Below are 25602 nucleotides of genomic sequence, written 5' to 3'. Positions count from 1 at the left end.
CCACGAACAGCAAAGGCAGGCACTATGAAGAACACCGTTGTCGCGGCCGGTATCGCCGCCATGTCGATCATGGTGCCTGCTGTCGCGCAGGAATTGCCGGCGGCCATCCGCCAGCAAGGCCACATCAACGTGGGCATCGAGGCGACCTATCCGCCGATGGCCTACAAGGACCCCGCCACCAACGAGCGGCGCGGCGTCAATGTCGATCTCGTGGAAGCCATCGGCAAGGAACTCGGCATCCCCCTGCGCTTCCAGGAGATGGCCTTCGCGCAGTTGATCCCGGCGCTGACCACCGCGCGCATCGATTTCAACGGCAGCTCGATGACCGACCTGCCGTCGCGGCGGGAGCAGCTGACCTTCGTGGACTACATCAGCACTGGCGCACAGATCTTCACCACCACGGCACAGCTGCGCGGCGCCACGCAGCCGACCGATTTCTGCGGCCGCAGCGTGGCCACGCCCCGCACCACCAACTACTTCCCCCAGGCCCAGGCCTGGAGCGAGGCCAACTGCGTTGCCCAGGGCCGCCCGCCAATGCGGGTGATCGGCACCGAGGGCGCCGCCGCCGCGCGCACCGACCTGCAGCAGGGCCGGGCGGAGGGGGCCATCCTCGGCGCCGAATACGTCGTCTACCTGTCGCAGCAGAACCCCGGCACCTTCGTGGCGGTGGGCGCGCCCATTTCGCGCAACCTGTCCGGCCTCGCCTTCAGCAAGGAACAGGCACCGCTGCGCGATGCCGTGGCCGGCGCGCTGACGCGGCTGATGGCCAATGGCACCTACCTCGCCATCCTCACCAAGCACGGACTGGAGCGCCAGGCGCTGACCGCCGTGACCATCGACGCCGGCGAGTAAGCGCGCCGCGTCCCAGGAGTAGCCTGCATGCACCGTCGTTCCCTGCTGCGCGCCGCCGCGGCCCTGCCCGCGCTCGGCCTGCCCGCCGCCGTCCGCGCCGCCTCCGCCACCACGCTGCGCTTCACGCCGGTGATCGACCTCGCCTTCGTGGACCCGGTCTATTCCACGGCACAGGTGTCGCGGAACCACGGCTTCATGGTGTTCGACACGCTCTACGGCATGGACAGCAACCTGCAGGTCTCGCCGCAGATGCTGGAAGGCCACGTGGTGGAGGACGGCGGGCTGCGCTGGGACCTGCGGCTGCGTGACGGTCTGCTGTGGCATGATGGCGAGCGGGTGACGGCGCGCGACTGCGTGGCCAGCATCCGCCGCTGGGCCAAGCGCGACGCCCTGGGCGGCGCGCTGATGGCCGCGACGGAAGAGCTTTCGGCCGCCGACGACCGCACCATCCGCTTCCGCCTGAAGCGTCCGTTCCCGCTGCTGCCGACCGCGCTGGGCAAGGCCGCCGTGCCAGCCTGCTTCATGATGCCCGAGCGGCTGGCCAATACCGACCCCTTCAAGCAGATCCCCGAGGTAATCGGCAGCGGTCCGTTCCGCTTCGTGGCCGATGAGCGGGTGCCCGGCGCCCGCAACGTGTACCAGCGCTTCGAGGGCTACCGCCCGCGGGAGGGCGGCACCAGCGACTGGACCGCCGGCCCCAAGCGCGTGCACTACGACCGCGTGGAATGGACCACCATGCCGGATGCGGCGACCGGTGCCTCCGCCATCCAGTCCGGCGAGCAGGACTGGCAGGAAACCACGCCGCACGACCTCCTGCCGCTGCTGAAGCGCAACCGCAACGTCACCATCGACGTGCTGGACCGGCTGGGCTTCTGCTGCAACATGCGCGTCAACGCCTTGCAGCCGCCCTTCGACAACCCCGCCATCCGCCGCGCGCTGATGGGCGCGATCGATCAGGCGGCCTTCATGACCGCCGTCGCCGGGGACGACCCCGCCTTCCAGCAGACGCCGGTGGGCTTCTTCGCGCCCGGCACGCCGATGGCGAGCGAGGCCGGGCTCGACGTGCTGCGCGGCCCGCGCGACTGGGACAAGGTGAAGCGCGACCTCGCCGCCGCCGGATACAAGGGCGAGAAGGTGGTGCTGCTGGTGCCGGCCGATTCGCTGGCTCAGAAGCCGTTGGGCGATGTTGCGGCGGGCATGCTGCAGCAGGCGGGCATGAACGTGGACTATCAGGCGCTGGACTTCGGCGCGGTGCTGACGCGGCGCAACCGCAAGACGCCGGTGGAGGAGGGGGGCTGGAGTGCCTTCGTGTCCAACTGGCAGGGCATCGACTGGCTGAACCCCGCCGGCCACCTGACGCTGCGCGGCGACGCCAGCTATCCGGGCTGGTTCGAAAGCAAGACGATCGAGTCGTTGCGCGAGCAGTGGCTGGCGGCACCGGACCTCGCCGCGCAGCAGCGCATCTGCGCCGAGCTGCAGCAGGTGGCGTTCCAGGAGGTGCCCTACTACCCGCTGGGCCTGTACCGGCAGCCCACGGCGTATCGCAAGCAGATCACCGGCGTGAACCGCGGCACCGCGACCTTCTGGAACGTGCGGCCGGCCTGACGCGAACCGGAAGGGAGGAGACAATGATGACCGAGCAGAGCACGGCGATCTTCGGCAGCTTCGTGCTGACGGAGCTTGACGGCGCGCCCCGCGTGCTGCGCGACCACTGGGTGCTGACGGAAGGCGGCCGCATCGCGGCGCTGACCACGGAGCGCCCGCGCGCCGACATCGTGTTGGACGCACCAGGGCGCATCGTGCTGCCCGGGTTGATGAACCTGCACAACCACTGCTTCAGCGAGGCCGTGGCCCGCACCCATTCCGAGGACGGGGCCGGGCGCAAGAACAACGAAAGCATCGTCTACACGGTGCTGCTGCCGCTGACCAAGCGCGGCATCGAGATCCTGTCGCGCGAGGAGCGGATGGCGGTGGCCCGCCTCGGCATTCTGCAGTTGCTCAAGGGCGGTGCGACCAGCGTCATGGAGCCGTTCCGCAACGGCATCCCCGAGATGTTCGACGCGGCGGAGGAGATGGGCATCCGCTTCTGGGGCGCTCCATACCTGTTCTCCACCGCCGACGCCAAGGCCGATGCCAGCGGCGAGGTCACCTACGCAGGCGATGACGGCGCCGCCGACCTCGCCGCCTGGGACGCGCTCCACGCGCGGTGGGAGGGGGCCGCGCATGGCCGCATCCGCCTGGCCATGAGCCCGCATGCCACCGACACCTGCGCGCCCGACCTGTTGCGCGCCTGCGCCGCGCGGGCGCGGGAGCTGGGCGTGCCCATCACCACGCATCTGGCGCAAAGCCCGCAGGAAGTGGCGACCATCGGCCGGCGCCACGGCGGCCGCACCCCGGCCGAATACCTGGACTGGCTGGGCCTGCTGGCGCCGGACCTGCTGGCCGCGCATTGCATCAGCTCCAGCGATTCGGATCTCGACCTGATGGCGGCGCGCGGCGCCACGGTGCTGAACTGCCCGCGCGTCTTCGCCCGCGCCGGCACCACTGCCTCCTATGCCCGCTTCCGCGCGCATGACGTGCGTACCGTGATCGGCACGGACGGCTACAACATGGACCTGCTGGGCGAGATGAACGCCGCCGCGCTGATTTCCAAGATCACCACTGGCCGCGCTGACGTGGCCACCGCGCCGGAGCTGCTCGGCGCCGTGACGCGGGACGCGGCGGCGGCGGTGGGCCGGAATGACCTGGGCGCCATCCGGCCGGGTGCCACGGCCGACCTGACGGTGGTGGACCTGACGCACCCGCACCTGCAACCGCTGCACGATCCGCTGCGGGCCCTGGCCTGGCTGGCCAACCGCGCCAACATCGATGCCGTGATGGTCGATGGCCGGCTGCTGCTGCACGGCGGCACGCTGCTGGTGGGGGACGAGCACGCCATCACCGCCGCCGGCGCGCGCGCGATCCAGCGCATCTGGGACCTGCCGGAAGCCCGTGCCGCCTTTGCCGGATGAAGGCAGCCTTGGGCATGGCAAAAAAATGCGCCGCCGGACAACCTGTGGCGCATGCGCACGTTGAACCCTTACCCTGGACGGGCAGCGGCGCCCCTGCCGTTTCGCCAGCAGGAAAAGGAGAGATGACCATGAGGAAGATCACCCTGGCCGTTCTGGGCCTCGGACTGCTGGTCGCCGCTTGCGCGCCCTCGCCCAGCAACCAGCGCGGCCCCGCTTCGGGTGAAGTGGTCCGGGAAGGCGGCCGCCCGGCCGAGCCCCGCGCTTCCGCCCCGCCGCCGCCGGGCACGCCGATCATCAACACCCAGCCGGGCACCGGCTCGCCGCGCTGATCCGCGCTGGGTGATGTGGCCGACGGGGCCGGGCAGCACTGCTGCCCGGCCCCGTTGCGTTTGTGGTCGCCACCCAGGACGTGCCGGCGTGGTTTGATTGCACTCAGAGAGTATAAATTTACTTCTGGTGCAGGTTACGCTTTTCAAATTGCAGACATCCCACCATAAATCGCGGTGGGCGCAGATGGGCCCGGCATGTCGGCCCTTGCGCTGACATCCGGGTCCGGCCCGGGCGGGATGGCGCAGTCTGGGCAGCGGATTTGATCGGATGACAACAGGCGACTCTCGGCGCGGCGGCCGGAACCGGCAACCGGGGCAGGGCAGGACGGCTGCCAGGCAGGGCGTTCCCGCGCTGAGGCTCGTGGTCGGTGCCCTGTTGCTCACCGGCGGCGGCGCCAGAGCGCAGACACCGCAGCCCGCAGCGCCCGCCGCCGCCCGCCCTGTGCAGACGGGTGAGAACCCCGCTCAGGCGACGCTGGCCGAACAGGTGGAATACTGGCGCGGGCAAAGCCGCCCGGACATGGCGATCACGGCCGCCGAGCGTCTGGTGGCCAGCAACCCGCGCGACCCGGACGCGCTGGCCACCGCCGCCGAGATCGCCGGCGAACTGGGCCGCACGGACGAGGCAGCGGGCTTTCTCAACACCCTGCGCCGCGTGGCACCGAACGACCCGCGCATCGGCCGCATCGAGCACCAGCGGCGTTTCAGCGCCGAGGACCGCAAGGCGCTGGAGGATGCCCGTGGCCTGGCGCAGTCCGGCCGCGCCGCGGATGCCGTGGCCCGCTATCGTGAGCTGTTTCCCAACAACAGCTTTCCCGACAGCATCGTGCCGGAATTCTACCGCACCCTGGCGGGTATTGACCTGGCCGGCTCGCGCGAAGCCATCGCGGCGCTGCGCGGCCTGCTTGAAAAGGACCCGGACAACGCCCGGCTGAAGCTGACGCTGGCGCAGATCCAGACCTACCGCGAAACCACCCGCTACCAGGGCATCGACACGCTGACCACCCTGGCGCGCGTGCCTTCCGTCAGCACGGCGGCCAAGGCCGCGTGGCGTCAGGCACTGCTGTGGCAGGGGCCGAGCGGCGAGTTGATCGAGGCGCTGAACACCTACCTCGCCAGCAACCCGACCGACCCGCAGATCGACCAGAAGGTGGTCGAAGCGAAGCAGGCGCTGCCGGACGCGGCGACCCAGGCCCGCATGGACGGGTTCGAAGCCTTGAACGGCGGCGACATCGCCAAGGCCGAAACCCTGTTTCAGACGTCCATTGCCGCCCAGGGCAACGAGCCGACGGCGCTGGCCGGCCTCGGCATGGTGCGCTTGCAGCAAGGCAAGCTGGAGGAAGCCCGTCAGCTGCGCGACCGCGCGGTGGCCATCGCCCCCGAGCGCGAAGCCGAGTTCCGGAAGATGTTTGACTGGATGGGCTATGCCTATCTGGCGCAGAAGGACCGCACGGAAGCCGAGCGCACCTTCAACGATTCGCTGGCGCGCGATGCCAATGATGCCGGCGCGCTGGCCGGCCTCGGCGTGGTGCGGCTGCAGGAAGGCAAGCTGGACGAGGCCCGGCAGCTCCGCGAGCGGGCCATCGCCGCCGATGGCAGCCGCAAGGCCGAGTTCGACCGCATGTATGTGGGTCTCGGCTTTCTGGCGCTGCGGGCCAATCAGATGGCGGAAGCCGAGCGCGAATTTCAGCGCATCGTGGACGGCAGCCCGGACGAGGCGCCGGCCCTGGCCGGCCTGAGCTACATCCGTGCGCGTCAGGGCCGGGCCCAGGAAGCGGCGGCGCTGCGCGAACGCGCGCTGAGCAACGCCGGCCCGCAGCGGCAGGAGCTGGAAGCGTTGCTGGCCGGCGGCCGTGGCGGCGGCGGCGGGGGGCAGGGTGGCCGCCAGCAGGCGGGGGGCGGAAGGGGTGCGCCGAGTCCCTCTGTCCAGGCACGGCAGGCGCTGGAGCGCGGGCAACTGGACCGGGCCGATGACCTGGCCCGCCGCGCCGCCCGCAGCAACAGCAACGAGCAGGTGCAGGCCGAGGTCATCCTGGGCCAGATCGCATTGCGACGGAATGATGCCACCACGGCCGAAGCCCGCTTCCGCACCGCGCTGGCGCGCCGCCCCGGCCTGTCGGAAGCGCTGGGCGGCCTGTACGAGTCGCTGACCCAGCAGAACCGCTTCGCGGAAGCGGAGGCATTGCGTGCCGAGCCGGGCTTCGCCGCCGCGGGCGGCACCGGCGCCCGCCGCGCCGCCGCGTTGCGTGACGAGGCATCCCGCGCCGAGGACCCGGAACAGGCGCTGGCGCTGCTGGCCCAGGCCCGCGCGCTCGACCCCGACAGCCCCTGGATCCGTTTGGACGGCATCCGGCTGCTGCGCAGCCAGGGCGACGAGGCAGCGGCGGCGCAGGAGGAACAGGCCCTGGCCGCGCTGCCGGGCAACGACGCGGCCTATGCCGCCGCCCTACTGGCACTGGACCAGGAGCGGTACGGCACCGCCATCACCCGTCTGGAGTCGATCCCCAACCGGCTGCGCAGCGCCGACGCCACCCGGCTGCTGGCCCAGGCCCGCCAGCAGCAGGACATCGCGCAACTGGAGCAGCAGGCGCTGGCCGATCCGACCGGCGACATGCGGCAGCGGCTTCTGGCGCTGGCGGCGCGGCCGGACCCGTCCGGCGTGGCCGGTGCCGGCGTGGTGCGCGCATTCGGCCGGCTGCGGCAGGACGACCTTGCCGTGCGGGCTGCCCAGGCGGCGTTGAACAGCAACCCCGGCGCTTCCGCCGATGCGCGGATCCAGCTCGCCGGCGCGCTGCTGTCCGCCCGTCGCCCGGCGGAAGCCCGGCAGCTGACCGATGCCTTGCTGCGGGAGCCCGCCACCACGGCGGAACAGCGCCGGCAGATTGCGGAACTCTCCACGGGCGCCGCGCTGTTCAGTGCGGGCGAGGCCACCACGCGGGGCGACCAGGATGCCGCGCTGGCCGAGCTGCGCCCCGCTTTGCAGGCCATGCCGGACAGCGTGCCGGTGAACCTGGCGCTGGCCCGCGTGTACCTGGCCAGCAACCGCTCGGTGGAAGCCCAGGCGGTGGCCGATGCGGTGCTGGCGCGCAACCCCGCCAACTTGGAAGCGATGACCATCGCCGCCGACGCCGCCATGCAGCGCCGCGACTGGCCGCGGGCCGAGGCCCTGCTGGCGCAGGCGCGTGCCCGCAATCCGGCCGACCCGCGCGTGATGATGCTGGATGCCCGCCTGGCGCGGGCGCAGGGCGACTACCGCCGCGCGCTGCGTTCGCTGGAAAGCGCCGGCGTGCGCCGCTACGCGCAGTTGCAGGCCGATGGCTCGCGCACGGCGGCCGGCGATGCCGGGCTGCTGGCCGCCCGCCTGCGCAGCAGCGCGGCCGACACAGGCGGCGCCGAGATCTCCGACCCCATGGCCGCGCAGATCGCCACGGAGCTTGCGGCGGCGCGGCAGGACACGCTGACCTGGATCCAGGGCGGGGTGGGCTTCCGCACCCGCTCCGGCAGCGGCGGCCTCAGCCGGCTGAACGAGGTGACGGTGCCGGTCGAGGTGTCGGGCATCGTGCCGGGCCTGGGCGGCCGCGCCACGGCGCGGGCCGAGACGGTGGTGCTCAACGCCGGCTCGCTGGATGGCGGTCTGGCGGCGCGGCGGCAATACGCCACCAATCCGCTGGCGGGTGCCGGCACGGTGGACCCGTCTGGTACCGATGGCCGCGCGACCGGCGTGGCCTTGAACGTCGGCTACGCCTATGGCGCGGTGAAGGCCGACATCGGCACCACGCCGCTCGGCTTTCGGCTGGCCACGGGCGTCGGCGGCGTGGAATACGCGCCGAACCTGACCCGCAGCCTGGTGCTGCGCCTGACGGGCGAGCGGCGCGCGGTGACCGACAGCCTGCTGTCCTACGGCGGCATGCATGACAGCCGCGCCGGCATCAGCTGGGGCAATGTGGTGCGCACCGGCGGCCGGGGGCAGCTGGAATACGCGGCCACGCCCGACGTGGTGCTGTATGGCGGCGGTGGCTATGCGTCGATCGACGGCCAGAACGTCGCTAGCAACACCCGGTTCGACCTTGGCGGCGGCATCGCCTGGACGGTGCTGCGCCGGCCGGACGAGAGCTTGGTGCTGGGCGTCGATGCCCGCTACGCGGCGCATGACCGGAACCTGCGCTACTTCACGCTGGGGCAGGGTGGCTACTTCAGCCCGCAGTCGCAGTTCGCGGCGGTGGTGCAGGCCGATTGGCGCAAGCGTTACGGCGACCTCCGGCTGCGTCTCGGCGGCGCCGTCGGCTGGCAGACCTATCGCGAGGACGACAGCGACGTCTTCCCCAACAACCCGTCGCTGCAGGCGCAGCTGGTGGCGGCCTCGGCCGGCGATGCCTCGCTCACCACGCGTTACCGCGGCAGTTCCGGCAACGGCGTGGTCGGCGGCTTGCGGGCCGAGGTGGAATACGACCTGACGCGCAACCTGCGGCTCGGCGCGCTGGCCACCTACGACCGCAGCGGCGACTGGAACCAGGCCGCCGCGCTGGTGCGGTTGCGCTACGCTTTCGACCAGTTCGGGCCTGACCTGACCGCCAGCGCGCCGGCCCGGCCATGACCCGCCCCTTCCCCGCCATGGAGTGCCCGATGTCCGCAGCCCGCCCCTTCCGCCGCACGGCGCTCGCCGCCGCCTTGTTCGCCGGGTTCGGCCTGTGGCCGGCGCAGCCCGCGCAGTCTCAGGCCCCGCTGCTGTACGAGCAGCGGCTGCCGGATGGCACCGCCTTTATCCGTTTCATCAACACGTTGCCCGGCGCCGTGGCCGTAAAGGCCGATTTCACGCCCGCCTTCACCCAGGGCGCGGGGGATGCCGACCGCGTCGGCCCCTATGTGCCGGCTGAAAAGGCGGCGGGGCGCGAGATCACGCTGGATATCACGGTGGACGGGAAGGCGAGCCAGTCCAAGGTCACCTTCAAGGAAGGTTACAACACCGTCGTCCTGGCCCAGGTGGACGGCAAGGTGGTGGCCACCGTGCTGCCGGATGGGCTGGAGTTCAACCAGCTGCGGGCGCGGCTCGCCTTCTACAACGTCATCCCGGCCTGCGCCGATGGCTCGCTGACCATCCAGGGCTCGAACCAGGCGGTGTTCACGGGCGTCGCGCCCAACACCACCAAGTCGCGCAGCGTCAACCCGACTGCCGCCAGCGTGCGCGCGGCCTGCGGCGGCAAGCAGGCTCCCGTGCAGGACCTGGGCAAGCTGGAAGCCGGTGGGCAGTACAGCGTATGGCTGATGGCGCCGTCCGGCACGCCCGTGACGTTGCTGGCGCGCGACCGCATCGCCGCGAGCCGCTGAGCATGCGCGCGGCGGCGGGGCTGGCACTGCTGGCGGCCCTGGGCTGCGGCTCGCCGGCGGCGGCGCAGATGCTGTGCGACCGGCTGCCGCCGCGCAACCCGCCGCCCGCGGAAGCGAGGCCCGCGCCGGTGGCCCTGGAATGGTGGCAGCAGCGGCAGCAGGTTCTGGAACAGCTGAACGGCACCGACCTGTCCGGCGTGCGGCTGCTGTTTCTGGGTGACTCCATCACACAGAACTGGGCGGCGCCGATCTTCGCGCAGTTCTATGGCCATCGCGCGGCGCTCAACATGGGCGTCGGCAGCGACACCACCCAGGGCATGCTGTGGCGTCTGGCCCGTTCGCCGCTCGGCGCCAGCCTGAAGCCGGAGCTGGTGGTGCTGATGCTGGGCACCAACAACGCGCACAACCCGCGCTCCGACGAGGTGGCGACCGGCATTGCCGAGGTGGTGCGGATGATCCACGCACGCTCGCCGTCCAGCAAGATCCTGCTGCTCGGCATCTTGCCGCGCGGCGCGACGCCGCAGGACCCGTTCCGGCCCCTGGTGCGGGAGGTCAACAACCTGATCTCCACCTGTGCCAGCGAGGCGCAGCGCGTCACCTTTCTGGACCCCGGGCCGCTGTTGCTGGACGCGGCGGGCAACCTGTCCGAGGTGGTGGCGCCGGACCGGTTGCACCCTTCCGCCGTGGGCTATGCCATCATCGCCACGGCGATCGAGTGGAAGATGCGCGAGCTAATGGGGCGCTGAGCCCCTACCACCGGTCCAGGAAGCGCTGCTCCGCCGCGTCGATCGGCTGGCCGACCACGCGTTCCGGAATTTCCCACACCACCAACTTCGGCGGGGTATCGCGGAAAGCCTCGCCGGTGAAGTAGGTGTTGGCCGCGCGCCAGAAGCCGCCGCCGGCTTCCGCGAAGTTGGCCACGGCGACGCCGAGTGCCTGTTGCAGCCGGCCGTGGAAATTGGCGTTCACGGAGTAGGAGGAACCCAGCAGCGTCACCGGCGGGGTGGGCGTGTCGTCCAGCAGGCCGCCGCCAGCCTCGGCCGGCTGCGCCGCCTCGGTGGTTTCCTTGCGCTGGCGGTCCGGGGTGGGGCGCAGCCAGTCGGGCACGTGGTCCAGACTCATCAGCCTTAGCAGGTCGCCCGGGCCGTTGCTGTCGGCCGGCTCGGCGCTGGTACGGAACTCCTCGGCGGGTGCGATGCCTTGCGCCCGTACCGGCGCGGCCAGCGCGGCGGCGGCGGCGGCGGCGCCCGTCTGGCTCCAATGTGTGTCGGTGCGGTAAAAGGCGGGGGCGCTGCGCGCGGCATCCTGCATCACCGGCAAGAGGCCTAGGCTGTTCAGGCCGGCCGCCTGCAACTGCGCGGTGAAGGCGGCGTACCGGGCCTGGGACTGCGCCGACCAGCGCACGCCGCACAGCTGGTTCGTGTAAACGCGCGCCTTGTCCGGCACGACGGCGATCACCAGCCGGATGTCCTGGGCGGCCAGCTTGTCGGCCACGCGCTTCAGGGCGGCGACGCGGGCGGCTTGGTGCGCCTCGGCTTCCGGCCAGGGGCGCAGCTCCTCTGTCAGGAACAGCCAGTCGTCGCAGCCGGCACGCACCTGTGGCCCGGCGGCGCCGAACAGCATCCAGCGGAAGATGCCCCCGATGGCGCGGAACTGCGGGTCCACGGGCAGGTTGTGCGCCATGGCGTGGTTCACGGCCGCCGCCGTCTCGCCTTTCAGCAGGGCGGACCAGGACAGCGTGTCCCGGATGCGGGCCTGGGCCTCGGGCTTCGACAGCGCCGTGACGCCCTGCCAGAAACCCCAGCCCAGCAGGGCGATGACGGCGACGGCCTGGCCGGCCGAGGCAGCGGTGCGGAAGCGGCTTTCCGGTGGGGTCATTGCTCGCTCCTCAGAACTGGAAATAGAGGAAGGGCACGGCGGCGCGGCTGTACAGCAGCACCAAGCTGAGCAGGAAGCCGAGGAACGGTGCCGCCACCCAGGCTGCCCGCCACAAAGGCCCATTCTCCTCCGGCGCGCGGAGCAGGGGCGTGCGGGCGGCGAGCAGCGGCAGGTAGATCACCACCGCGGCGATCAACATGGTCCACCACTGGTCGGGCGTAATCTGCCACGCCAGGGCGTCGGTCAGGCCCCAGCCGCCGTTCAGCCCCAGCATGCCGCGATACATGCCGAAGGTGGCGTGGATGTCGTGCGCCCGGAACGTCACCCAGCCGATGATGACGCAGAGCATCAGCACCGCGTTGCCCACCCAGAAGGGCATGCGGAAGCCGGCGCGGTTCCACCAGCGGTGCGCCGCCAGCATGCCGCCATGCCACACGCCCCAGAGCACGAAGGTCCAGTTGGCGCCGTGCCACAACCCGCCGATCACCATGGTGAGAAACAGGTTGAGATAGGTGCGCCCGGCACCGCGCCTGTTGCCGCCCATGGAGATGTACAGGTAGTCCCGGAGGAAGCGGCCCAGCGTCATGTGCCAGCGGTTCCAGAAATCCTGGATGTTGGCCGACAGGTAGGGGTGGTTGAAGTTCTCCGGGAAGTGGAAGCCGCACATCAGCGCAAGCCCGATGGCCATGGCGGAGTAGCCGGCGAAGTCGAAGAACAGCTGCAGGGTATAGGCGATGGCGCCGGCCCAGGATTCCAGCAACGTCGGCGCGGGCAGGGCGAAAATGGCATCCACCATCGGGCTCAGCGTGTCGGCCAGCGCTACCTTCATGACGAAGCCGATCATGAAGCGCCGCGCGCCGGCGCCGAAGATCGCCAGGCTGTGGCGGCGGGACTTCAGGTCCTGCTCGATCTCAGCATAGCGCACGATGGGACCCGCGATGAGCTGCGAGAAGATCGCCTTGTAGGTGGCGTAGGCGATGAAGTTGCGGCTGACCGGCACGTGGCCGCGCTTGAGGTCGATCAGGTAGCTGACCGATTGCAGCACGTAGAAGGACAGGCCGATGGGCAGCAGGATCTCGGTCCAGGCCAGCGGCGTGAAGCCAGCGGCCTCGATCAGCCCGTTGAAGGTGTCCACCCCGAAGTTGGCGTATTTGAAGTAGGCCAGCACGCCGAGGTTGCCCAGGATGCCCGCCCAGAACAACCGCCGGCCGGCGGGGCTGTCGACGCCCCTGGCGTCCATCAGCCGGGCGATGGTGAAGGTGAACACCGTCACGGACACCAGCAGCCCCAGGAAGTCCACCCGCCACCAGGCATAGAAGCCCCAGGACAGGATGAGCACCGGCCAGTTGCGGAAGCGCGCCGGCGTCAAAAAATACAGCGCGAAATAGACAGGCAGAAACAGGAAGATGAATTCGAAGGAGGCGAAGATCATGCGGTCGCGCCTGCACTGGAAGGGCGTGGGGGCAGCCGCGCCGCGCCGCCACCCGGGTTCAGGCAGCGACGACCGGCACGGGCCGCGTCAGTCCGGCAGGCGTCCGGCGGGCGAACCCGCCGGGCGCCGCGGCTCAGCGCGCGCCGATGGCGGCCTTGACCTCGGGCATCTGGGCGATCTGCTGCGCCAGAGCCGTGCCATAGGAGCGATAGCCCGCAACAGTGTAGTGCTGGCCGTCGAAGGTGGGCCACTCGCCCGGCTTGTCCAGCTTGGTGCTGTCCACGTAGGTGCAGGGGCTGACCACGGTGGCCATGTAGGCCGACAGCTCCTGCACGCGGGCGAAGGTCTTCATGAAGGGACCGCCCTCGGTGCCCCAGCTCGGGCCCACCCACAGGCAGGGGATGTTCATGGCGCGCAGCTTGTCGGTCAGCGCCGTCACCTGCTCCTGCACGTCGTCGCGCGGCAGGGCGGGGCGGGTGTAGCCGCCGATGGTGTCGGCCATCGCCACGATGATCAGGTTCGGCTTGTTGGTCGCCACCAGCTGGTCGATCGGCACGGTCTTGGCGGCGGCGCCGCTCTGCTGGGTGATCGGGCCGGACTGCAGGCGCTGCGCCGTGCCGCAGGAGGCGACGCGCGCGGTCAGCCAGATGCTGGGCGGGGAGCCGCAGGCGGAATAGGTGGCCACCTTGGCGCCGCGGCGGATCAACTCATCCTGCAGCGTGGTGATCAGGTAGTCGGGCTTGCCGAAATGGCTGTCGCCCAGAACCAACAGGGACAGGCCCATGAGGATCGATTGCATGCAGTCAAGGCTCCGCTGCCAGCGGCCACCGGTGGCCGTGACTCCCTTATAAATTGCGCGGAGAGAAAAACGAGACGTTTTGCACGATCTTTTTACGTTTTCTGCAACCTCTGGCTTGGCAGGGGGCCGCGGCGCAACCGCCGCGTCAGCCATTGCTCCACCCCGTCCATATAAGAGTAGGCCACCGGCACGAAGACGAGGCTGAGCAGCGTGGAGGTCAGCAGCCCGCCGATCACCACCAGCGCCATGGGCGAGCGGAACTCGCTGTCCGCCCCGAGGCCGAGCGCGATGTGGGCCATGCCGGCGCACATCGCGATGGTCGTCATGACGATCGGCCGCGCCCGCTTGCGCGCGGCTTCCAGGATCGCGCTGTCACGGTCCAGCCCGCGGTCGCGCCGCGCCAGGATGGCGTATTCCACCAGCAGAATGGAGTTCTTGGCGACAATACCCATCAGCATCAGCACGCCGATCACGGCCGAAACGCCCAGCGACTTCTGCGCGATCAGCAGCGCCAGCAGAGCGCCGCCGAGCGACAGGGGCAGGGCGGACATGATGGTCAACGGCTGCAGAAAGCCGCCGAACAGCAGCACCAGCACCAGGTAGACCATCAGCACGCCGGCCCCCAGCGCCATGCCGAAGCCGCCGAACAACTCGCGCATCACCTCCGTGTCGCCCACCTCCTGCTGCCGGACACCGGGCGGCAGGCGCTGCAGGACCGGCAGGCCAGCGACCAGATCGGTCGCGACACCGAGCGGCAGTCCGTTCAGCTCCGCCTGCACGGTCACCTTGCGCACGCGGTCCAGCCGGTCCACCTGCGCAGGGCCGGCGCCGTGGCGGATCTCGGCCACGGCACCGAGCGGCACCGGGCCGCCGCGGCCATCGACGCGCAGGGCGGCGAGCTGGGACATGTCGCCCCGCGCCTGCTCGTCCAGCATCACGCGGATCGGGATCTGCCGGTCCGGCAGGTTGAAGCGGGGCAGGTTCTGGTCGATGTCCCCGGTGGTGGCGATGCGCGCCGTGGCGGCGATGGCGCTGGACGACACGCCGGCATCCGCCGCCCGGCCTTCCAGCGGCACGATCTGCAGTTCCGGCCGCGCCAGGCTGGCGGTGGAACGGGCGCCGGCCAGCTGCGGCAGCGCGCGCATCTGCCGCTCCAGCTCCGCGGCGGTGGCATTCAGCAGCGCGCCGTCCTCGCCCACCAGGGTGATCTCCAGCTTGGAACCGCTTTGCCCGTCCGCGCCGAAGCGCACACGGGTGCCGGGCAACTGTTCCAGCGCCGGGCGGACGGCCGATTCGAACTGTTGCTGGGTCAGGGCGCGCTGGCGGCGCGGCAGCAGGTTGACGGTCAGGTTGGCTTGGCGCGGATCACCCGCCCGGGTGACGGAACCGATCGCCATCTGCCCGCCCGTGCTGGTGCCCATGGAGGCGAAGACGCTGGCCACCTCGGGCCGCGCCTTCAGGATGCGCGTCGCCTGCTGCACCACCCGATCGGTCTCGGCCAGGGTGGATCCCGGCGGCAGCTCGATGGACAGGGACGACCGGGCGCGGTCGGCGCCGGGCACGAAGTCCTTGGGAATGAACGGCACCAGCGCGAAGGACACGGCCAGAAACCCGACCCCCGCCACCAGGGTGACGAAGCGGTGCCGCAGGCACCATTGCAGCAGCGGCAGGTAGCGCCGGCCGAAGGCACCGGTCGCGTCCTCGTCATGGCCGCCGGCGCCGGCCTTCAGGAAGTGCGCGCCCAGCAACGGGGTCAGCAGCCGGGCCACCACCAGGGAAAAGGCCACGGCGGCGGCCACGGTCAGCCCGAACTCCCGGAAGAACTGGCCGGGGATGCCGGGCATGAAGGCGACCGGCACGAACACCGCCAGGATGGTGGCGGTGGTGGCCACCACCGCCAGCCCGATCTCGGCCGAGGCATCCAGCGCCGCGCGCATGGTGCCGCGCTCGGGGTGCGCGCGCAGGTGGCGGACGATGTTCTCAATCTCGACGATCGCATCGTCCACCAGCACGCCGACCACCAGCGTCAGCCCCAGCAGCGTGACGTTGTTCAGCGAAAAGCCGAAGCACCACATCACGAAGAAGGTCGGGACCAGGGAGAAGGGCATGGCGATGGAGGCGATCCAGGTCGCCCGCCAGTCGCGCAGGAACAGCCACACCACCAGCATGGCCAGCGCGGCGCCGACCAGCAGCGCCTCCACCGCCGCGTGGTAGCCATCCACCACGAAGGTGACGGTGGATGCCACCTGGCGGATCTCGACGCCGGCATGCGTGGCCATCAGCTCCCGCACCCGGGCGGCGACGCCTTCGGCCACCGCGACCTCGGAGGAGCCCTTGGTCCGCAGCACCTCGAAGCCCACCACGGGGCGACCATCCAGGCGGGCGGCACTGCGCACCTCGGCCGTGCCGTCGCTGACATCGGCGAGGTCGCCCAGCCGCGCGGTGCGGCCATTGGGCAGCACGATGCTGCGGGCCCGCAGGGATTCCACGCTGGGCGCCGCGCCGAGGGTGCGGATCGCCTGCTCGGCGCCGCCCAGCGTGCCGCGTCCGCCGGGCAGGTCGATGTTCAGCGCGCGCAACTGGTCGTTCACCTGCGCCGCCGTGATGCCCAGCGCCAGCATGCGGTCCGGCTTCAACGACACGCGGATCTCCCGATCCACGCCGCCCACGCGGTTGATCTCGGCCACGCCCTTCACCGACAGGAGCGACTTGGCCAGCACGTCCTCGACAAACCAGCTCAGCTCGGCGTCGCCCATGGCGGGGGCGGCGACGGTGTAGGTGAGGATGGCGCCGCCGGTGGCCTCCACGCGGGTGATCACCGGGTCGCGGATCGCGGCGGGCAAATCGGCACGGATGCGGGCCACACGGTCGCGCACATCGTTGGTCGCGCGGTCGATGTTCTTGCCGAGCGCGAATTCGATGATGGTGGTCGATGTGCCGTCCAGCACGGTGGAGGTGATGTGGCGCACATCGCCCAGCCCGCTGACCGCATCCTCCACCCGCCGCGTCACGGTGGTTTCCAGCTCGCTCGGCGCGGCGCCGGGCTGGGCGACGGTGACCACCACCACCGGCAGGTCGAGGTCCGGGGTGTTGTTGATGCGGAGCAGGGGGTAGGTGACCAGGCCCGCCACCATCAGCAGCAGAAACAGCACGGCGGTGGCCACCGGGTTGCGGATGGCCCAGGCGGAGATGTTGCGGTGCTCGGCCATCGCTCAGCCACCCACGGCCGGGACCACGCGCACGCGGTCGCCATCCGCCAGAAAGCCTGCGCCGGACCGCACCACGGCTTCGCCGGCGGCGAGGCCGGCGCGGACTTCCACCTCGCCATCCTGCCGCGCGCCGGTGTCCAGCCGGCGCAGCCGCGCCTGACCGTCCTCCACCACGAAAGCGGCGGCGGCGCCGTCGCGGAACACCACGGCCTCCTGCGGCACCACCAGGGCGGGCGCGGCGTCGCCATGGATCTCGGCACGGGCGAACATGCCCGGGCGCAGGCCGGAGTCCGGCGGCAAGGCCACGTGCACGACGCCCAGCCGGCTTTCCGCCGTCACGTTTGGGGCCACCGCGCGCACCGTGGCGGCGATCTCCCGCCCGCCATGCGTCACCCGCACCGCCTGGCCCGGGGCCACGGCGGACAGCTCCAGCTCTGGCACCCGGGCATCCAGTTCCAGCCGCCCGTCGCGCAGCAGCCGCACCAGCTCAGTGCCAAGGCCCGGCACGGCGCCGGCCAGCACGTTTCGTCGCAGCACGATACCCGCGAAGGGTGCGCGGATGGTGGCCTGCGCCAGCCGTGCCTCGGCTTCCGCCAGGGCGGCGCGGGCGGAAGCGAGCCGCGCCTCGGCCTGCCGTGCCGCCGCCTGCCGCTGGTCCACCAGCTGGCGCGACGCGCTGCCCGAGGTCGACAACTGCGTGGCGCGGCCGAGGTCGCTGCGCGCGATGGCCAGCGCAGCCTCGGCTTCCTGCAGGCCAGCCGCTGCGCCATCGCGTTGCGCGGTGGCCACGGAGGCGTCCAGTTGCAGCAGCACCTGCCCGGCCCGCACGGCATCGCCTTCCTCGACCAGGACGGCGGAAACCCGCAGCCCTCCGGTTTCGGCCCCGATCACCAGTTCCTGCCATGGCACGACACTGCCGTCCCCGAAAACAACGCGGGCGAGCGGGCGTGCCTGCACCGGGACCACGGTGACCGACAGCGACGGGAGGGGGGAGGCGGACGTCGTGACCGGCACGGACACCGGCGCCGTGCGCGGCCACAGCCACCAGCCGGCCCCGCCGGCCAGGACAAGGACCAACAGCGCCAGCCAGCGCCGGGAGCGGGCAACCGGCCTACATCGGGAAGCGTAGTCAGCGTGTGGCATCGGGCTGTCGAGCATGGACGAGGTCCGGGGTCCCAGGCATGGCGGCAGTAGGCCGCGGCCAAGGCTATATTGTTCTTGTTGACCAAATGGTCAATAACTGGATGCGACGATGAACGATGCACTGCCTGCCCGGGGCGCCCGGCTGCCTTCCGCCGAGCGCCATGCCCTGATTCTGGAAGCGGCGGTGGAGGAATTTGCTGGCCGTGGCTATGCCGGTGCCCGCATGGCGGCGGTCGCCAACCGGGCCGGCGTCACCAAGGGACTGCTTTATCACTACTTTCCCGGCGGCAAGACCGACCTGTTCCGTGCCGCCATCGCGAGCTGCGTGGCACCCGCGCTGGCCGAGGCGAACCAACTTGCCAGCGGCTTCGCCGGCAGCGCGCGCGGCCTCATCACCGCGTTGATTGACCTGGGCTATGCCCGCATGGCGCTGGAGCCGCGCGAGCACATCCTGATGCGGCTGCTGATGACGGAAGCCGACCGCTTCCCGGAGCTGGCGGAATTCTACCGGAGCGAAATCCTGCAGCCTTCGCTGATGCTCACCCGGCAGGTGCTGCGCGCTGGGGTGGAAAGCGGTGAGTTCCGCCCTGATGCCGACAGCCTGCCGGGGTTGGCCCATGTGCTGCTCGCACCGATCCTGATGGGCTCGGTTTGGCGCATGACACTGGGAGAAGGGGCGCCGGATGCGGCGATGCTACGAGCGGCGCATCTGCAATCGGCCATGCGCGTGCTGCTGGCGGCGCCGGATGGTTGACCCTTCCGGCGCCGGCTGGTCAGCGCCGGGGAGGAGTCTGGTCGGGCCGTGCACCGGGGCCGACGGACTGGCTTTCCAGCGACGGGCCCTCCGTGGTCAGCGTGTCGGGGCGGGCCGGCGTGGCGGATTGCGGCCCAGGCTGCGCGGCGCTGTTGCCCGCATTGCCGCCGGGGCGGCTCAGCCCCGTGCTGGAACTGGCGGTGCCGCTGTTCGGATTGGGGACCGAGGCGGTCGGCGGCTGGCTGATCGGCGTTTGCGGACCGGGCTGTGCGAGCACCGGCGTGGCGGCGCCTACCAGGGTGGCCAGGGAAAGGGCGAGTGTCGCAATGCGCATGATGGTTATCCTCCGTTCGGTCGTAAGGAGAACCACGCGGACGCCACACGGGTTGCCGCCGCGCCGCCACCACGCTGCGGCCGGACGGCGCGGATGTGGGCCGGCCATCTTATCTGCTCGGAGGATAGGGCGTGGTGGCAGTTCGTTTCCCTGGCGGACTTACATTTGATGCAGCGAAACCTACATTCTATTAAAGTAAATCGGCTCAACCAGCGAAAGTCCGTCGGTTCCCGTGTCCTGCCCCCCCGATAGCCCGCGCGATGTCCCGCCTGATCGGCGTTTGCCATGAACCGCGTCGTCCGCGATGTCATCATCGACCCAGCGACGCAGTTTCCCATGGGCCATCACGGCATGGCGGCGCTGATCCGCGAGTTCGACTGGGCGGCAACGCCGCTCGGCCCCATCATTGAATGGGGCGGGACGCTGCGGGCGACGGTGAGTTTCATGCTCGGTTCTTCCATACCGCTGGTGCTGATGTGGGGCGAGGCGGGGACGATACTCTACAACGATGCCTTCGCCGCCTTCTCCGGCGACCGGCATCCGGACCAGCTCGGCCAGCCCGCGGCGAAGGCCTGGCCGGACGGCGCGACGTTCGCCGAGCAGGTGCTGCGGCATTGCCTGCGTGGTGGCACGCAGTCCTTCCGGGAATTTCCTTATACGCTGTCGCGCGATGGGGCCCGGCAGGACGTCTGGCTGGACCTGCACTACAGCCCGGTGCGCAACCGCCGCAACCAGCCTGTCGGCGTGTTGTCCCTGGTGACGGACACCACCGAGCGCGTGCTGTTGCAACATCGCCAGGATGCCGATGGCCGGCGGTTGCAGCAGAGTGAGGAACATCTCAAGGCATTGACTTCGGCCATCCCGCAGTTGGTTTGGACCGCGAATGCAGCCGGCGACTACGATTTCTTCAACGATCGCTGGCGCGAGTTCACGGGGCTGGATGCCGGGGCCACGGACGTCAAGACCTGGCTCAGCGTCGTCCATCCGGACGACCAGTCGGATGCCGCGCTGAATTGGCGCCACGCGATCGAGTCAGGCCAGGGCTACCAGTCGGAATACCGCCTGCGCCGGGCTGACGGGGTGTGGCGCTGGTTTCTGCGCCGCGCCCTGCCGGTGCGCGATGCGGCGACGGGCCAAGTGGAGCGTTGGGTCGGCTCCTGCACCGACATCGAGCACACCGTCCGGGCCCGCGACATGCTGCGGCAAAGCGCACTGGAGCTGGAGGCGCGGGTGCGGGAGCGCACCCGCCAGCTGACAGAGGAGCAACAGGAGCGCCAGAAGGCCGAGGCGCAGCTTCTGCAGGCGCAGAAGATGGAAGCCATGGGCAACCTGACCGGCGGTGTCGCCCACGACTTCAACAATCTGCTGCAGGTGATCCACGGCAGCCTGGAACTGCTGGCCGAGGATGTCGCCGGCCAACGGGAGCCGACCAACCGGGTGCATGGCGCGCTGGAGGCGGTGGAGCGTGGGGCACGGCTGGCATCGCAGCTGCTGGCCTTCGGGCGCCGGCAACCGCTGCAGCCCCGGGTGGTCAACATCGGCCGCTTTGTCAGCCGGCTGGAAGATTTGTTGCGGCGCAGCCTGGGCGAGCAGGTGGAGCTGGAAACGGTGGTCGCGGCCGAGTTGTGGAACACGATGGTCGACCCTGGGCAGGTGCAGAACGCGCTGTTGAACCTGGCCATCAACGCGCGCGACGCCATGAACGGCCAGGGGCAGCTGACCATCGAAGCCAGCAACGCCGTGCTCGATGAGACTTACGTGCGCATGAACCCCGAGGCAGTGCCCGGCAGCTATGTTGTCCTGTCCGTCAGCGACACCGGCACCGGCATGACGCCGGAGGTGCAGGCCAAGGTGTTCGAGCCGTTCTTCACCACGAAGCCGGAAGGGCAGGGCACCGGGCTGGGCCTGTCCATGGTCTACGGCTTCGTCCGCCAGTCGGGCGGCCATGTCGTCATCTACAGCGAGCCGGGGCAGGGAACCTGCATCAAGCTGTATCTGCCCCGCAGCGAAGCGGAGGAGCAGCAGGACAGCCTGCCGTCCGCGCCCGCGGTCGGCGGCGGCACCGAGACGGTGCTGGTGGTGGAGGATGACGACGCGGTGCGCGGCGTGGTGGTGGAAACGCTGACCGGCCTGGGATACCGCGTGCTGCGGGCGCGTGACGCACAGGCGGCCTTGTCCATCATCGAAAGCGGCATGCCCATCGACCTGTTGTTCACCGATGTGGTGATGCCCGGGCCGATACGCAGCACCGAGTTGGCCGAGCGTGCCCGCGCCCGCCTGCCAGGGATCGCGGTGCTGTTCACCTCGGGCTACGCCGAAAACGCCATCGTGCATGGTGGGCGGCTGGATGCGGGGGTGGAGCTGCTCAGCAAGCCGTATTCCCGGCAGGCGCTGGCGCGGAAGTTCCGCCACGTGCTGGCCAATCAGGCGCAGCGGTCTCGCATTCAGGCCGGGTCGTCGCAAGCCGCCGTCCCGCCCTTGACGGTGCTACTTGTGGAGGACGACGCCGCCATCCGGGCGGATACCAGCGAAATTCTCCGCCGCGCCGGGCATTCCGTCGAGATCGCGCCCGAGGCCTCCGTAGCGCTGTCCCTGCTGAGAAGCCGGCGCTTCGACCTGTTGATGACCGATATCGGCCTGCCCGGCCTGACCGGTGACCGCCTCGCGGCCGAGGCCCGGGTGGCGACGCCCGGCATCGCGGTGGTCTTCGCGTCTGGCGAGAATCACCTGCCGGCGGCGATGCGCGACAGCGCCGTGCTGTTGCGCAAGCCCTACAACACCCGCCGGCTGCTCGGCAGCCTGGGCGAGGCGATGTCATTGCGGACCCGCTGACCGCGCCTGGGGCTTTGACCCGAAGGGAGGATCAGGGCATGAGGGTCACGCGGCGCTGACCTGCGGCGCGCTCGTTCCACCCTTCCTGCGTGAGGCTGAGTCGGATTTTGCAACAACTGGCTCGGCTTGAAAGCGGCATCGGAGGACTGGATACCCTGCTGAAGGGGGGGCTGGTCGCCGGCGCCTCATATATTATCCAGGGGCGCCCGGGCTCGGGCAAGACGATCTTCGCCAGCCAGATCGCGTTTCACCATGCGCGCCGCGGCGGCAAGGTGCTGTTCGCCACCCTGCTCTCGGAATCGCACGAGCGGCTGTTCCAGTTCCTGTCCACCATGAGCTTCTTCGACCAGGCGCGGGTCGGCAGCGACATGCAGTTCGTCAGCGCCTTCGATACCCTGATGACCGAAGGGCTCGACGAGGTGGTGCGGCTGCTGCGCCGGGAGATCAGCCGCCAGAAGGCGTCCCTGCTGGTAGTCGATGGCGTGCTCACCGCCCGGTCCCGCGCGGAAACGCAGCTGGACACCAAGCGGTTCATCGCCGAGCTGCAGGGGCACGCCGCCTTCGCCGGGTGCACCGTGTTGTTTCTGACCAGCGCGAGGCTGGACGACTCCAGCCCCGAGCACACCATGGTCGATGGCGTGATCGAGCTGGGCGAGGATGTATTCGGCAGCCGCTCCGTCCGCCGCCTGCACCTGCGCAAGACCCGCGGCAGCGGCGCCCTGTCCGGTCTGCATGAGTTCGACATCGGCGACGACGGTATCGTCGTCTACCCCCGGTTGGAGGCGCTGCCCAGCACTCGCCTTACAGATGAGGTGACGGAGGCCGCCCGGGCCCGCACCGGCGTTCCAGAACTGGATGCGATGATCGGCGGCGGTCTGCAGCCGGCGTCCAGCACCCTGGTCCTGGGGCCTTCCGGCAGCGGCAAGACCAGCCTTGGCCTGCACATGATCGCGGAGGCGACGCCAGAAGCCCCTGGGCTGGTTTTTGGTTTCTATGAGACCGAAGCCAGGCTGGTGCAGAAGGCGGCATCCATCGGCATCGACCTGCGCGGCAAGATTGCGTCCGGCGCCGTCAGGGTCATGTGGCAGCCGACGACCGAGCGGCTGATGGATGCGCTGGGGCACCGGCTCCTGGACGCGGTGCGGCAAGGTGGCTTCCGTCGCGTGATGATCGACAGCCTGGGCGGCATCGCGCGTGCCAGCACCAATCCGCATCGCCATGTGGAGTTCTTCACCGCGCTGATGAACGAGCTGCGTGGCCTTAGGGCCACGGTCATCGCCACTTGGGAAATCCGTGACATGTTCGATGCCAATGCCCAGGCACCGGCCTTCGAATTGTCGAGCCTGTACGACAATTTGCTGCTCACGAGATTTGTCGAGGCGGATGCTGAACTCCGGCGGATGCTATCCGTTATCAAAGTCAGGGACAGTCACTTCGATCCATCCCTGCGAGAATTGATCATTGATGAACGTGGGCTTCACCTGGCCGGGGCGATGCGGGATACGCAGACCTATCCGCACGTGCCGGGCCCGGTGCCGGGACGCTGATGGGCTAGGCGGACCCGCAGCATGACAACCATTCTGGTGGTCGATGATGAGTTCCTCATCGCGAATGTGCTGACATTCGCGTTGGAAGACGAGGGGTTCATGGTCGTTCGCGCCAGCAACGGACGAAAGGGGCTGGAGGTCTTCCAGCGCGACCACCCGTCTCTTGTGATCACCGACTTCATGATGCCGGCGATGAATGGTTTGGAGATGACCCGCGCGATCCGGGAGTTGCCGGAAGGGCGCGCGGTGCCGATCATTCTGATGAGCGGAGCACAAGCTGAGATAGCGCGGCAGCATGGTCAGATGTTCGCCGCGGTCTTCGACAAGCCTTTTGTCCTGTCGAAGATAGTCGAGGCGGTGATCACTCTGATCGGCCGCCCCGACCCGGAAGTATGACGGCGGGGAGCAATTCCGCCGCCACCATGGTCTTCAGGCTCCCAGAAAGATCCAGTTGTCGTGGGTTTCACCTGCGGTCTGGATGCGGTTTTCCAGACTGTCCGAAAAGGAAACCAGCACCTCGGCACGGCTCGTTCCGGAAGCCAATTCGGCCTGGAAATGCTCGAAGCCGGCTGCGTCAGGCGCCCGGCCCAGGACGTTCAGATACAACTGGCGGATGAAGCCATCGTTGTCCTGACCGCCGTAATTGGTGCGAAATTCATCGGAATTCATGAAGCCCTGGGCGATCTGGACGACACTCTCGCCGGCTTCGAGCTTGCTATACCAGAAGTTCAGACCTGTGGCTTCGGGTGCTCGGTTCAGCGCCGCCTCGTACAGACGGTAAGCGTGGCCATATTCGTTGTCGCCGGTACGGGAAGTCGTATTGTTGACGTTCTCGAAGCTGTTAGCGAAGCCGTATAGTACCGTGTCGCGACCGGCGCCCGTATTCAACAGATTGAGCCAGCTATCAATGCCTGTCTGCTCGCCTGCTCTATTGAGAACGTTCAGATAGAGCTGGGATACGTAGCTGCGGTCGTCGAGATTGCCATAGGTCACGCGGAACTCGTCGGACTGGGTGAAGCCAGTCGCGACGGCCATCTCGCTGGACACCCCCGTCTCGACACGGTTGATCCAGAATTCAAGGCCCGTGGCATCGGGGCGGCGATCAAACGCCGCCTGATAAAGATGCGCGACTTCGCTGCCGATGCCGCTGGCGTCAAAGCGCCCGACGCCATCAGCAAAGAGCACATAGGTTCCGTCAGTCACGGTCGTTGAGGCATCCCGCCCGCCAATAGTATCCTGCAAGTACAACTGGCCAAGATCGGTCCGAGCCAAAATATATTCATTGTGCAAGCCTTGCACGAAGACATCGTTGGACAAGCCGCCACCATTGCCCAGGCCTACGCCCACATGAACGCCGCCGTGTCCATCGGATTGCACGCCAAGGGCAGTGGTATCGAAGGTGCCACCAAGCGCAACGCTGGCAACCGCAGAATCGCCATTGAAAACGGTCAGCACGCCGTTCGCATAACGTGCGCTGGTGGCCACTGCCACATCGCGAAAAGCAATGACGTCATCGTTGTTGAAGCCACTGATGCCGCTGAGCACGCCCAAACCGATGTCATGATCCAAAGCAAGGATACCTCCCTCGCCAGTGAACCGGATTGGAGCAGCGACATTTATGTTGGCAAGGTTTGATAGGTCCAGCAGACCACCATCGCCTATATTATAGGTGGTGAGCACGCCCAGATTGGCCAAGCCGCCCAGGGTGACGCTTGCGTTCTGAACGGTCAGCGTACTCAGTACCGGAGCAGATATCGTCTCGAAAACGACATTCACGGGGTCGTTGGCCGGGGTCGACACGTCCCGCTGTACGGTGACGGAGGACGATAAACCGAGAGTCAGAGTGTAGTCACCCGAAGCCGAAATGGTCTGATTGCGGCCGATAGGAACGTTGACTGATGTGCTCACCGGGGCATCTCCTATGTGGCGCAATATCACTCGGTGATAGGGCATGTGCTCAGGACGACCAGTAAGGTCATCGCTTGAACATCGATCCCCTCTCTATCCGGGTGCTTAAGTTGCGACAGGAGAAATAAGCAGAGCTATCGATGTAAGTTCTGTCTGACAAGGTCGCTTTTTGTCGATCGTACATCGTGACAAAGAACTTTCTAGAATGACAACAATCCATTTCGAAGCAATAATTTTACATAAGAAAAA

General features: G+C 69.1%; 18 protein-coding genes. 11 read left to right on the top strand and 7 right to left on the bottom strand.

What is annotated here, in order from left to right:
- The first annotated feature begins 24 nt into the window (after window positions 1-24).
- The 7 genes from IAI59_RS18905 (at window position 25) to IAI59_RS18875 (ending at window position 10263) form a co-directional block, all read left to right on the top strand.
- Window positions 25-852, top strand: coding sequence for an ABC transporter substrate-binding protein (locus tag IAI59_RS18905; protein WP_207415931.1), 828 nt, complete (start codon window positions 25-27; stop codon window positions 850-852).
- A gap of 27 nt (window positions 853-879) precedes the next feature.
- Entirely contained in the window at window positions 880-2457 is a 1578-nt protein-coding gene (locus tag IAI59_RS18900) for an ABC transporter substrate-binding protein (protein WP_207415930.1), read from the top strand.
- A 26-nt stretch (window positions 2458-2483) separates the two neighbouring features.
- On the top strand, window positions 2484-3863 hold the full coding sequence (locus IAI59_RS18895; RefSeq protein WP_207416092.1) for an amidohydrolase family protein: 1380 nt from the start codon (window positions 2484-2486) through the stop codon (window positions 3861-3863).
- A gap of 128 nt (window positions 3864-3991) precedes the next feature.
- Complete coding sequence (locus tag IAI59_RS18890; protein ID WP_207415929.1) at window positions 3992-4192, top strand: hypothetical protein; 201 nt, start codon at window positions 3992-3994, stop codon at window positions 4190-4192.
- Window positions 4193-4634: 442 nt separating this feature from the next.
- On the top strand, window positions 4635-8786 hold the full coding sequence (locus IAI59_RS18885) for a cellulose synthase subunit BcsC-related outer membrane protein (protein ID WP_207443882.1): 4152 nt from the start codon (window positions 4635-4637) through the stop codon (window positions 8784-8786).
- Window positions 8787-8815: 29 nt separating this feature from the next.
- Window positions 8816-9517, top strand: a complete 702-nt coding sequence (locus tag IAI59_RS18880) for an ABC transporter permease (protein WP_207415927.1) — start codon at window positions 8816-8818, stop codon at window positions 9515-9517.
- 2 nt (window positions 9518-9519) lie between these two features.
- Complete coding sequence (locus tag IAI59_RS18875; RefSeq protein WP_207415926.1) at window positions 9520-10263, top strand: GDSL-type esterase/lipase family protein; 744 nt, start codon at window positions 9520-9522, stop codon at window positions 10261-10263.
- Window positions 10264-10267: 4 nt separating this feature from the next.
- Here IAI59_RS18875 and IAI59_RS18870 read toward each other — a convergent pair whose 3' ends face one another.
- The 5 genes from IAI59_RS18870 to IAI59_RS18850 all read right to left on the bottom strand — a co-directional run bounded on the left by IAI59_RS18870 (window position 10268) and on the right by IAI59_RS18850 (window position 17912).
- Window positions 10268-11395 carry an alginate O-acetyltransferase AlgX-related protein gene (locus tag IAI59_RS18870; protein ID WP_207415925.1) on the bottom strand — a complete coding sequence of 376 codons (1128 nt, stop codon included), beginning with the start codon at window positions 11393-11395 and terminating at the stop codon, window positions 10268-10270.
- 10 nt (window positions 11396-11405) lie between these two features.
- Window positions 11406-12827, bottom strand: a complete 1422-nt coding sequence (locus IAI59_RS18865; RefSeq protein ID WP_207415924.1) for an MBOAT family O-acyltransferase — start codon at window positions 12825-12827, stop codon at window positions 11406-11408.
- Window positions 12828-12960: 133 nt separating this feature from the next.
- Window positions 12961-13626, bottom strand: a complete 666-nt coding sequence (locus IAI59_RS18860) for an SGNH/GDSL hydrolase family protein (RefSeq protein ID WP_207415923.1) — start codon at window positions 13624-13626, stop codon at window positions 12961-12963.
- Between the two features lie 92 nt (window positions 13627-13718).
- A complete protein-coding gene (locus tag IAI59_RS18855) occupies window positions 13719-16835 on the bottom strand; it encodes an efflux RND transporter permease subunit (protein WP_207415922.1) in 3117 nt (1038 codons plus the stop codon).
- Window positions 16836-16838: 3 nt separating this feature from the next.
- Window positions 16839-17912 (bottom strand): efflux RND transporter periplasmic adaptor subunit, encoded by a 1074-nt coding sequence (locus IAI59_RS18850; protein WP_207415921.1) that lies wholly within the window; start codon window positions 17910-17912, stop codon window positions 16839-16841.
- A gap of 175 nt (window positions 17913-18087) precedes the next feature.
- Here IAI59_RS18850 and IAI59_RS18845 point away from each other — a divergent pair, with 175 nt between their 5' ends.
- The gene (locus IAI59_RS18845) at window positions 18088-18732 is read left to right on the top strand and encodes a TetR/AcrR family transcriptional regulator (RefSeq protein ID WP_207415920.1); all 645 of its coding nucleotides are present in this window, start codon (window positions 18088-18090) and stop codon (window positions 18730-18732) included.
- Between the two features lie 19 nt (window positions 18733-18751).
- Here IAI59_RS18845 and IAI59_RS18840 read toward each other — a convergent pair whose 3' ends face one another.
- On the bottom strand, window positions 18752-19066 hold the full coding sequence (locus IAI59_RS18840) for a hypothetical protein (protein WP_207415919.1): 315 nt from the start codon (window positions 19064-19066) through the stop codon (window positions 18752-18754).
- 285 nt (window positions 19067-19351) lie between these two features.
- On the opposite strand from IAI59_RS18840, the gene IAI59_RS18835 reads away from it, so the two are divergent.
- From IAI59_RS18835 to IAI59_RS18825, 3 genes are all read left to right on the top strand, one after another.
- Window positions 19352-21898 carry a response regulator gene (locus IAI59_RS18835; RefSeq protein ID WP_207415918.1) on the top strand — a complete coding sequence of 849 codons (2547 nt, stop codon included), beginning with the start codon at window positions 19352-19354 and terminating at the stop codon, window positions 21896-21898.
- A 107-nt stretch (window positions 21899-22005) separates the two neighbouring features.
- A complete protein-coding gene (locus IAI59_RS18830) occupies window positions 22006-23445 on the top strand; it encodes an ATPase domain-containing protein (protein WP_207415917.1) in 1440 nt (479 codons plus the stop codon).
- Window positions 23446-23466: 21 nt separating this feature from the next.
- Entirely contained in the window at window positions 23467-23841 is a 375-nt protein-coding gene (locus IAI59_RS18825) for a response regulator (protein ID WP_207415916.1), read from the top strand.
- A gap of 33 nt (window positions 23842-23874) precedes the next feature.
- Here the strand turns inward: IAI59_RS18825 and IAI59_RS18820 are convergent, their stop codons facing one another.
- On the bottom strand, window positions 23875-25353 hold the full coding sequence (locus IAI59_RS18820) for a DUF4214 domain-containing protein (protein ID WP_207415915.1): 1479 nt from the start codon (window positions 25351-25353) through the stop codon (window positions 23875-23877).
- Window positions 25354-25602: the final 249 nt, after the last annotated feature.

The organism is Roseomonas haemaphysalidis, assembly GCF_017355405.1.
Taxonomy (GTDB): Bacteria; Pseudomonadota; Alphaproteobacteria; order Acetobacterales; family Acetobacteraceae; genus Pseudoroseomonas; species Pseudoroseomonas haemaphysalidis.
Note: the sequence above shows the minus strand (reverse complement) of the source record. Positions and strands in the feature narration are given on the sequence as shown.